Below are 10,617 nucleotides of genomic sequence, written 5' to 3' on the forward strand. Positions count from 1 at the left end.
CGTCGGGGAAATTGCGGCGTCAACTAAGGAAGAAAACTTTAAGCGTGTCCCGCGTCAAGACGAATTAAACATAAATCCGAATGCTGCTTATTTGCACGTCTGCTACAACAACACGATTTACGGCACGGAATTTCACTACGTCCCCGAAACAGGCAATGTCCCTCTTTTCGCCGACATGTCAAGCGATATGTTGAGCCGTCCTGTCGACTTCAAAAAGTTTTCGCTGATTTATGCGGGCGTTCAGAAAAATTTGGGCGCGGCGGGCGTTGTAGTCGTTGTTGCAAGAAAATCGCTTATCGAAAAAAGTTTGGAAACTCTCCCGACGATGTTGCGCTACGATACTTTTTACAAAAAGAATTCGCTTTACAACACTCCGCCCGCGTTTGCGATTTACATTGTCGGCAAGGTCGCGGCTTGGATTAAAGGTTGCGGCGGTCTCGAAGAAATGGCGCGGCGCAATTTGATTAAGGCGAAACTTCTTTACGACGCAATCGATAATTCCGACGGCTTTTATCGGCGTAATAGTATGGAGTTGTTTAGGTTTGTTATTGCCTAAAAAACAACTTAAATATCTGTGGTTACCCGGTGTGCTGTTCTTTTTAATGGTATCGTTGTGTTATGCGTTTCATCATCATATCGGTATATTTGTACTGCTTGTGTTGTTTTCAGCGTGGATAGCCCGAGTGCAACCGGGGCCCAGCTGGTGGGATGAGCTATCTACCAGACTGGTTGCATCTACGCGGAATATATTAAAAAAGATGTTTTACGTCATTCCATTTATTGCGGTTGCTAACGGCTTAGTATGGACTATTGCCGATGTGGTGACGGACATCCGTTATCCGTACGCCGCCCCGCGTGCTACCGCAAAATTTATCAAACAACATCAATTGGACCGGGTTCCTATTTTTGCTTCTTGGACGTTGGTGCAACGAGGGAAAAATGAATTTTTTCAAGAGATTTTTCATGTAAACTTTGAATTTTCAAAATATATCTCAAAAGTTCTTCATTTCCTCGATTTAACAAAGTTAAAAATAATTCATCCAAATCATCCTCATCAATTTTTATCGCGGTGGGGGCTGGTTTATACCCCCTAATTTTTTTAAGAATAGTATTTCTTAATTCAACGATTTCTTTAAACCACCGTTTATTTTTACAATTATTTTTTAATTTCTCAGCGATGCTTATACTTTCTAGAGCATATTGTTCTAATTTTTTAAAATCTATATTTTTTTCTCCTTTTATAATTTCTATTTTAACAATATTTGCTAAATAAAAACTTTTGGTTTCTAAGGCTTCTTCGTTTTCTATTAAATTTTCTATTGAATTTATTTTTTTTAAAGTTAAATTTAAATTAAATAGCAAAAAATTTAAATCATCTTTTTCTAATTTATTTTCGTTATTAAATAATTTTCCTTGTATTTTTAATTTTTCTATTTCATTAGTTGATTTAGCTGATAATAATTTTATTTTTTTAGCACAATCTTGATTAATCTCTTTATATTTTTGAAGTAAATTAAAATCCATTTTTGCTTGATCATCATTTTCAATAAAAGAATTTGATATATATAAACATTCCTCAAATAAAACTTTAGCAAATAAAATATAATGTTTTTCTTTTTTAGTAAAATTAATTTTTGCTCTATTATATAATAACTCCATAGTAAAAACGAAAATATCTAAGCGTTCTATAAAAATATCATTTTTAACGTTTTTAAAATATTTTAATAATTGCTTAATTCTAAAAGGTGCTTTAACACTCATTTTTTTAAGGAATGATTCGACACTGTCTTTTATTTTTGCTTTTTTTAGATTTTTAAGACTTTTTAATATTTTTTAATAATTTTTAATAATTTTATTTTCTTTAATTCGATTATTTGATTTATTTTAATAATTTTTAATAATTTTTTTTATTTGATTATTTGAGTTATTTTAATAATTTTAATACTTTTAATAATTTCAATAATTTTATTTTTAAATCTTTAAATAATTGATTTTAATTTTAACAGCTATTTGCTAATCATATAGAATCAATTTAATAAAAACTCTTATTTTTATACAAAGTCTTTAATAGATTAAAAAATATATAATAAACTGTTATGTATTTATTAAATACAAATCAATTAACTTTTCCTTTAAAAAAATTTTAAATTAACTAACTAATTATTTAACAAATCAAAAACTGATAAAGCTGATTATTATGCTTAAAATATTTGAAGAACTTGGTTATAAAGAGTACAAATGTAAAACATGTGGGAATGAGTTTTACTCCCAAGTGGAAAGAGACACATGTGGAGACGCTCCATGTGATGAATATGGATTTATTGGAAACCCTGCAACTGATAAGCCATATGACTTATACGAAATTCAAGAAACTTTTAGAAGTTTTTTAGAAAAAGAAGGTCACGAACATATATCACGTTATCCAACTTTGGCTAAAAGATGGAGGGATGATGTATTTTTAGTTGGAGCTTCAATATTTTGCTTCCAACCATGGATAACCTCTGGTTTGGTGGAACCTCCAGCTAATCCTCTTGAAGTTGAACAACCATCCATACGTCTCAATGATGTAGACAATGTTGGAAGGACCGGAAGACACATGACATGTTTCACAATGGGTTCACACACAGTGATAAACAAGCCTGAAAACTTTATCTACTGGGAAGATGAAACCATCAGGCTTTGTCATGAATTCTTCAATTCCATCGGCATAAATACTGAGGAAATCACTTTCATCAAGTCCTGGTGGAAAGGTGGAGGTAATGAGGGCCCTTGTTATGAGGTCTGTTGCCGTGGTGTAGAGCTTGCAACCCTTGTTTTCATGCAATACAAAACCTTGGAAAACGGTGAAAGGGAAGAGATTCCAATCAAGGTTGTTGATACCGGTTATGGTTTGGAAAGGATTGCATGGATTTCCCAAGGAACCCCTACTGCATATGACGCTTGTTTTGCTCCGGTTGTTGACAAGCTTAAAAGCATTACAGGTGTTGAAGTGAATGAGGACATTTTGGCTCGCAATGCAGAGATTGCAGGAATGATGGATATTGAGGATATTGGAGACATCCGTGAACTTCGTGAACAGGTTGCTAAAAGTCTTGACATTTCCCTTGAGGAATATTTGGAAAATGCAGAGCCTATGGAAGCCATTTACATTATTGCAGATCATACTAGATGTCTTGCATTCATGTTGGCTGACGGCATTATTCCATCCAATGTTAAGGAAGGTTATCTTGCAAGACTTGTTTTAAGAAGAACCATCCGTTTCATGAAGGATTTGAATATGAAGGAGTCCCTATCCGACATCATGGAGATTCAATTGGAATTTTTAAGAGAGTTCTACCCTGAAATCGACAAGTCCCAAGAGCATATCATGAATATCATTAACCTTGAAGAGGAAAGATATGCAAACACAATCAATAAGGGTAAAAAGACTGTAAAAAGAACAATCAAACGTCTTAAGAAAGAGGGTAAAAATTCCATGCCTTTAGAAACCTTGATTGACTTGTATGATGCTCAAGGAATGCCTCCTGAAACCGTTGAGGAAATGGCAAGTGGAGATGAGGACTTTGAGGTCTTTGTTCCTGACAATTTCTTTACAATCGTTGCTGACATGCACGAGGAGGATAAGGTGGCTAAGAAGGAATCCTTTGAGCTTGATGTTCCAAATACCAGTCTTGACTTCTATAATGATATTTATCAAAAGGAATATGATGCCAAACTTCTTGATGTAATTGAAAAGGATGGCAATGTAAACCTTATTTTTGACAGAACTATTTTCTACCCTGAAGGAGGAGGTCAACCTTCCGATATAGGTATTGTTTCAATCGACGGCAAGATTTATGAAGTAATTTACGCTGAAAAGCTAAACAATATTGTATTGCACAGATTGGCTCTTAAGTATGACAAGGACGCTTCAGATGAGGATAAGCAAAATCAGAGAGCTGATTTGATTGCTGGATTGAAGGAATTCATAGGTGAAAATCTAAATATGGCCATCAATTGGAATAGGCGCATTACTCTTGCAAGACATCACACAGGAACTCACTTGGTAATTGCAGCTGCAAGAAAAGTCTTGGGCCAACACATTTGGCAGGCTGGTGCACAGAAAGGCCTTGAAAGGTCACGTATCGACCTCTCTCATTACAAACGTATCACCCAGGAAGAATTGAATGAGATTGAAAAATTGGCCAATGAGTATGTTATGGCAAATATTGATCTTGATATCAATTGGTTAAGCCGTGATGAGGCAGAGAAGAAATATGGTTTCACATTATACCAAGGTGGTGTAGTGCCAGGTTCTGAAATCCGTGTTGTTAAAATCCCTGGAATTGATGTACAGGCTTGTGCAGGTACTCACTTGGATAGGACAGGTGAAGTCGGACCTATTAAAATCAACAAGACTGAAAGGGTTCAGGATGGTGTTGAGAGAATTGACTTCTCAGCAGGTCTTGCAGCCATTGACTCAATTCAGGCGGATAAGGAGATCCTTAGGGAAAGTTCCGGCACTTTCAGTGTAACCAATGAGCAATTGCCTAAAACCTGTGAAAGGTTCTTCAGTGAATGGAAGGCACAGAAAAATGAGATTGCAAAACTTCAAAAGGAAATTGCTAATTTGAAGGTGGAGTCCCTTGCAAACAATACCATTGAAATCAATGGATTGAAAGTATTGAAGGAAATCATTGATGGAGACATTAAGGAACTTCAAAAGATTGCTACTGATTTCACTGACAGCGCTAAGGCGGATATTGTCTTTATTGGAAACAATGATGGTAAGATTGTTGCTGCTGCAGGTCAAGATGCAATTGACTCTGGAATTTTGGTAAATAATATTTTAAAAGAAGCTGCTTCTGTACTTGGAGGTGGAGGAGGAGGACGTCCTACTTTAGCTCAAGGAGCAGGTCCAAATGCGGATAAAATGAGTGAAGCATTGGATTTAGCTATTGATCTTTTGAGTCAATAGTTACATTTTTTATTTTTACTATTTTTTTATTTTTTTATTCATTATTTTTATTCTTTTTTTAAAATTTTTCTCTTTTTTTTAATTAATTTCATTACTTTTTTTTATTTTTTAATAGTCTTTTCTTAATTGGGTTAATTGTTTTATTTTTTTCAATTTCTTTTAATTTTATTCTTTTTTCTTTTAATTTTTTTACTATTTCCATTATATTTTTGCAAACCTTTAAATAAAATACTTAACATATATTATATTATACTTACAAAAGTTTACTAAAATAGTTAAAGGCTTAATTTTTATTTTAAAATAAATTTTTAACTTATTTTTTATAAAAAATATTCAATTATATCTTTAAATAAATTGCCTTATTTCTATTTTTTGGAAATCTTTTTATATTTTTTATTTAAATTTATTTAAATTTTTTTAAATTTTTTTAAATTTTTTTAAATTTATTTAATTTTTAATTAATTTATTTTAAATTATTTTAAATTATTTTAAATTTATTTAATTTTTAATTAATTTTTATTTTTTTGGTATTATGTTTGATATTAATTTAATTTTATTGCTTATTGGCGGTTTATTAATCCTAAGTGTCTTTTTAAGTAAGTTTACTTCAAAAATAGGAGTTCCTTCATTGGTTATTTTCCTATTTATTGGGCTTATGTTTGATGCTGGAAACTTTATCCGTCCAACACTTGCCAATTATCAATTGGTTCAGTATGTAAGTATATTTGCACTGATTATCATCATGTTTTCAGGTGGTTTGGACACTGATTTGGATGTGATGCGCCCTATTGCTAAAAAGGGTGTTTCCCTAGCTACTGTCGGTGTTTTTGTAACTGCAATTTCAATGGGGCTTCTCATTCACTTTATATTCAAATATGATTTATTGATGTCCCTGTTGTTGGGGTCAATTGTTTCATCAACAGATGCAGCAGCTGTATTTTCAATTTTCAATTCTTCCAAAATCAAACTCAAGAACAATTTGGATAAGATTTTGGAACTTGAAAGTGCAACAAACGACCCAATGGCTTATATTCTGGTCAGTTCATTTATTTACATGATTTTAAACCCTACTGTTTCTTCATTTGATTTGATAATTCTATTTGTTCAATCATTGGTTTTTGGTATTGTAGGGGGTTTAATTCTTGGAAAGGTATTTGCAGAGATTTTATCAAAAATCAATCTTTCAGTTGAAGGTTTGTATCCTGTGCTTCTCTTTGCTTCAGCTATTCTTTCCTTTGCCATTGCAGAATCAGTTGGCGGAAATGGATTTTTAGCTGTTTATATTGCTGCACTTGTGATTGGGGATTATAAGATTAAGTTTAAAAGTGATCAGTTATCCTTCTTTGACGGTTTGGCTTGGTTAATGCAGATAATCATGTTTATTTTGTTAGGTGCATTCACCTCTCCAAAAGAGTTGATTGTGGTCATTTTCCCCGCAATTCTTATTTCAATAATGCTTATATTTATTGCAAGGCCTCTTGCAGTTTTAATTTCCCTTGCTCCATTTAGGTTGGGAAGAAGTTCAAAGGCATTTTTGGCCTGGTCTGGGGTAAAAGGAGCAGTTCCTATTGTCTTTGCATTTTATCCATTGGTGTATGGAATTCCGGGTTCCAATGTAATTTTCAATATCGTTTTGGTTATTACATTTATTTCAGTTATTTTCCAAGGTTCAACTATTAAGTTTATGGCAAGACGTATGGGTCTTATTGAAAGTATTGGGGCAAAATAGGTATTTAATTTTTAATTAAAACTTTTTTTTATTTTTATTTTTTTTTAATTTTATTTAAATTTTTTAAATTTATTTAATTTTTAATTAAAACTTTTTTTTATTTTTATTTTAATAATTAATTTCTTATTTTTTCTTAATTTTTAAATTTAATCTATATTTCTTTCTTATTTTTTTAATCACTCCTCCTTTTCCCTATTTTTTTAACTTCCAATTGTTTTATAACAATCGTTATATTTATAAATTAAAAAAAAGATAATATTAAAAGGATTAAATATTAAAAAAGTATAAAACTATTTAAAAATAAATTTAAATTATATAAATTATTAAAAATGTTTTTATTTTAGTTTAAGTCTTTTAAATAAATTAATAATTTGATTGTACGGTGAAGGGATAGTATAAATATTTTATTTAAGGGATTGTAAAATAAAATTATTAATTTATCACTATTTAATCAAATCAAGATTATAGAGGTATTTTATGGAATATGATGTTATAATAGCTCGTTACGGTGAACTTGCATTAAAGAGTGACCGTGTTAGAAGGAGATTTGAAAAACGTTTGGTTCATAATATAAAGGCATCAATAGATGCAGATGTTAGGGTAAGTCAAGCAAGAATTTACATTCATCCTGAAGACTATGATGATGCTGTAGAAAAGCTTGAAAGAATTTTTGGAGTGGTTTCCTACTCCTTGGCTGTTTCATGTAAATCCACTTTTGAGGATATTGAGGAAACAGTTTCAAATTATGCTGATTATTTAATTGAGGAAGGTTTATTGGATGAAAATACCGAATTTGCAATTAATTGTAGAAGGGTTGGAAATCATGAGTTCTCCTCTCAGGAAATGGCTGCATTTGCAGGTGCTGTTGTAGTTCGTAAAATTGGCGCTCCAGTAAACTTGTCAAATCCTCAACTTACAATTTATCTTGAAGTGAGGGACGGAGACACCTATGTCTATCATGAAAAGATTCCAGGTCCTGGAGGATTGCCTCTTGGAACTCAGGGAAAGGTTGTAGCACTTGTTTCAAGTGGAATTGACTCACCTGTAGCTACCTATCTGATGATGAAGAGGGGCTGTCAGGTAATTGCATTGTATTGTGACAATGATCCATACACCAGTGAAGAGGCATTGAAGAATTTCAATGACTTGATAGATCAATTGAATCTTTATGCAAGTGGTGCTCCAATCAAGAAAAGAGTAATAAAGTATGGGGAATACCTTTCTGCATGTAAGGAAAAGGCTCCTGAAAGAATGACCTGTGTTTTATGTAAGTCTGGAATGTATAAGACTGCAGGAAAATTGGCCAAGAAGCTTCATGCTGAAGCTGTTATTGATGGCAGCAGTTTAGGACAAGTTGCTTCCCAGACTCTTCCAAACATTCTTGCAACCCGTGAGGATCTTGACGTTCCTGTTTTAAGTCCTTTAATCGGTCTTGACAAGCTTGAGATAACTAGAATTGCTGAAAAGATAGGCACCTTTGAAATTTCCAAAAGAAATGATGGAGGATGTAAGGCAGTTCCTAGGTATCCTGAAACAAATGCAGATTTAGAATTGGTTAAGGAAGTTAAAGAACAAATGAATCAGGACGAAGAATTAGAAAAAGCATTTAAAACTATTGTTTATTAATTTAATTAATGCTTGTAGTTTTTTATTAATTTTTAATTCATTTTAGATTTTTTTATTTTATTTTATTTGGATTTTAGAATTTTCTTAATTCTTTCATATTTTTTTTATTTCGGATTTTAGAATTTTCTTAATTCCTTTTAAAATTTTATTTTATTTTAGCTTAATTTTAATTTTAGTTTAATTTTAATTTTAGTTATTTTTAAATTTTTATTTAATTTTTAATTTAAATTAATTTTAAATTTTTAATTTTAATTAATTTTTAATTTTAGCTATTTTAAAACTTTATTTAATTTTCAATTCCTATTAAAACTTATTTAATAATTCAGGTGATTTGATGAGAAGAAAAATTGCAGGGATTGTATTTGTATTAGGCAGTCTATATTATATCATAGCTGAACTTGTTTCTGCTCTTAATTTTAATGATTCTTTAATAAACACCTATCTTTTTCATACAATTTCCCAATTGGGGATTCCAGGATTCTCATCTCCATTGTCCTTATTGATGAATTCTGCATTTGTTGTAATTGGATTGTCTTTGTGTTTTTCTAATTTCTATAAGTTTAAGGATTATATCATCAAAAGGCATAATCTATTTTATATTTTAACTCTAATAACTTCAATTGGGGTAATTATAGTTGGTTTTATTCATGGCGGAAATCCCTTGACTGCAAGTTATCATAGTCTAGGTGCGGTTATGGCCATTCTTGGCGGAAACATTTTATTGGTGATTATTTCAAGGTCAATGGAAAGTTTTGAGAACTATCAAAGGATAAGTTTGATTTTAGGAATAATTGGCTTAATCTTCTTTTGGATAATGTTTTTCAATATGGATAGCATTTACATGCCTATTTTTGAAAGATTGTCTGTTTATACATTGATTGTTTGGAGTCTGATTACAGGAATCTTTCTTTTAAGTGAATAATTCCTTTTAATCTTTTTCATTATATCTTAACTTTATTAAGTTTTTTTCAATTATCTTTTTTCTTTGGATTTTTCCCATTTAAGCCTTAAATTCTTCTTTTTTATTTACAAAACTTTAAATATAATGTTAAATAAACTTAAATATGTTATTTATTGTCTATACTTAATAGAGGCTTATTATTATGTCGAATACTGTTGTTGGGAAAAAGAAATCAAAAAGAATTTTTTATTTTGATGCTTTAAGAGCATTGGCAATAACATGTGTAATTGTTGTTCACATTTATGCAATTACAAGATCTAATGTGATAGGTGAATTTGCCATAATGCCTAGCTTAAGTTGGTTGGTAATGCAGGTAATGGGAAATCCATTCAGAATCGGTGTTGATGTATTTTTAATGTTGTCCGGTGCACTTTCACTTGGACGTGTTTGGGACATTAAGACCTTTCTGGGTAAAAGGATTCCAAGGATTGTTTCCCCATTTATCTTTTGGAATGCAGTTCTGATTACATTATTTGTATTAATTTCCTATTTCACATCAATTCACTTTGTCAAAAGTTTTGATATTGCAACAATCGGAAACTTTTATCTTAATGCAATATTGGCAAATCACACTTTAGGATTTAGGGCTAATTGGTTCTTCTGGATGATTCTTGGAACCTATCTGATTATGCCTATATTCAACAAGTGGTTACTTCATTCAGAATTGACTGAAGCTGAGTATTTCTTAGCATTTTGGCTAATTACAAGCATTTTTGATTTTACATTGTTTACTGAGTTTCCGGTTAAATTGTCCTATTTTACAAGCCCAATAGGATTTGTTGTTTTAGGTTATTATTTAAGACATACAAAAAGGAAAATCTTTGAAAACAAATTTGTCGTATGGCTATTGGTTCTTGCTCCGGCAATTGCAATGATATCCTTATGTATTTTAAAATCAAGTCCTACTAAAATGTTCTATTTCAACAGATATTCAATATTTTTAGCTATTGAAGCTGCAGGAGTATTCTTGTTATTTAGAAATCATAAGTTTAACATCAATAAGGAAGGATATGCTTATAAATTTATCTTTTCAATGGCAAAATACAGTTATGGAATGTATTTGATTCATTATCCTTTGATTGTATTGTTGTATAAGATATTACCTCCAATGAATCAGGTCATCTTGGTAATTGTCTTGTTTGTTTTAATTGTTCCATTGACAATGATTATAATGGATCTTTTGAATCGGGTTCCTTATGTTAAGGGAATTATTGGTGCAAAATAATTTTTAATTATTTTTGCCCAGTTTCTTCTTTTTTTCATTCTTTTTATAATGGTTTATTGATGTTTTTCTTCTTTTTTTCATTCTTTTTATAATGGTTTATTGATGTTTTTCTTCTTTTT

At 31.1% G+C, this 10,617-nt stretch carries 7 protein-coding genes; 6 read left to right on the forward strand and 1 reads right to left on the reverse strand.

Annotation, left to right across the window (positions count from 1 at the left end; translation table 11 throughout):
- Nucleotides 1-556 (forward strand): aminotransferase class V-fold PLP-dependent enzyme (locus Q0138_RS07440; protein ID WP_297982814.1); only part of this gene is annotated, 556 nt, incomplete at its 5' end.
- Between the two features lie 344 nt (nt 557-900).
- Here the strand turns inward: Q0138_RS07440 and Q0138_RS07445 are convergent.
- Nucleotides 901-1,761: a hypothetical protein gene (locus Q0138_RS07445; RefSeq protein WP_297982818.1), complete on the reverse strand. Its 861-nt coding sequence runs from the start codon at nt 1,759-1,761 to the stop codon at nt 901-903.
- A 436-nt stretch (nt 1,762-2,197) separates the two neighbouring features.
- Between Q0138_RS07445 and alaS the strand changes: the two genes are divergently transcribed.
- The 5 genes from alaS (at nt 2,198) to Q0138_RS07470 (ending at nt 10,498) form a co-directional block, all read left to right on the forward strand.
- Nucleotides 2,198-4,957, forward strand: a complete 2,760-nt coding sequence (gene alaS, locus Q0138_RS07450; RefSeq protein WP_297982821.1) for an alanine--tRNA ligase — start codon at nt 2,198-2,200, stop codon at nt 4,955-4,957.
- Between the two features lie 532 nt (nt 4,958-5,489).
- Entirely contained in the window at nt 5,490-6,686 is a 1,197-nt protein-coding gene (locus Q0138_RS07455; RefSeq protein WP_297982825.1) for a potassium/proton antiporter, read from the forward strand.
- Between the two features lie 477 nt (nt 6,687-7,163).
- On the forward strand, nt 7,164-8,312 hold the full coding sequence (gene thiI / locus Q0138_RS07460) for a tRNA uracil 4-sulfurtransferase ThiI (protein ID WP_297982827.1): 1,149 nt from the start codon (nt 7,164-7,166) through the stop codon (nt 8,310-8,312).
- Nucleotides 8,313-8,646: 334 nt separating this feature from the next.
- Nucleotides 8,647-9,234 (forward strand): DUF998 domain-containing protein, encoded by a 588-nt coding sequence (locus Q0138_RS07465; protein ID WP_297982830.1) that lies wholly within the window; start codon nt 8,647-8,649, stop codon nt 9,232-9,234.
- Nucleotides 9,235-9,415: 181 nt separating this feature from the next.
- Nucleotides 9,416-10,498 (forward strand): acyltransferase family protein, encoded by a 1,083-nt coding sequence (locus Q0138_RS07470; RefSeq protein ID WP_297982833.1) that lies wholly within the window; start codon nt 9,416-9,418, stop codon nt 10,496-10,498.
- Nucleotides 10,499-10,617: the final 119 nt, after the last annotated feature.

The organism is uncultured Methanobrevibacter sp. (assembly GCF_937906425.1).
GTDB lineage: Archaea > Methanobacteriota > Methanobacteria > Methanobacteriales > Methanobacteriaceae > Methanobrevibacter.

Excerpts from the sequence above, each read along its gene's own strand:
- Q0138_RS07445 (WP_297982818.1), bottom strand. The coding sequence starts at position 1,761 with ATGAGTGTTAAAGCACCTTTTAGAATTAAGCAATTATTAAAATATTTT.
- Q0138_RS07470 (WP_297982833.1), top strand. The coding sequence starts at position 9,416 with ATGTCGAATACTGTTGTTGGGAAAAAGAAATCAAAAAGAATTTTTTAT.
- thiI (WP_297982827.1), top strand. The coding sequence starts at position 7,164 with ATGGAATATGATGTTATAATAGCTCGTTACGGTGAACTTGCATTAAAG.
- Q0138_RS07465 (WP_297982830.1), top strand. The coding sequence starts at position 8,647 with ATGAGAAGAAAAATTGCAGGGATTGTATTTGTATTAGGCAGTCTATAT.
- Q0138_RS07455 (WP_297982825.1), top strand. The coding sequence starts at position 5,490 with ATGTTTGATATTAATTTAATTTTATTGCTTATTGGCGGTTTATTAATC.
- alaS (WP_297982821.1), top strand. The coding sequence starts at position 2,198 with ATGCTTAAAATATTTGAAGAACTTGGTTATAAAGAGTACAAATGTAAA.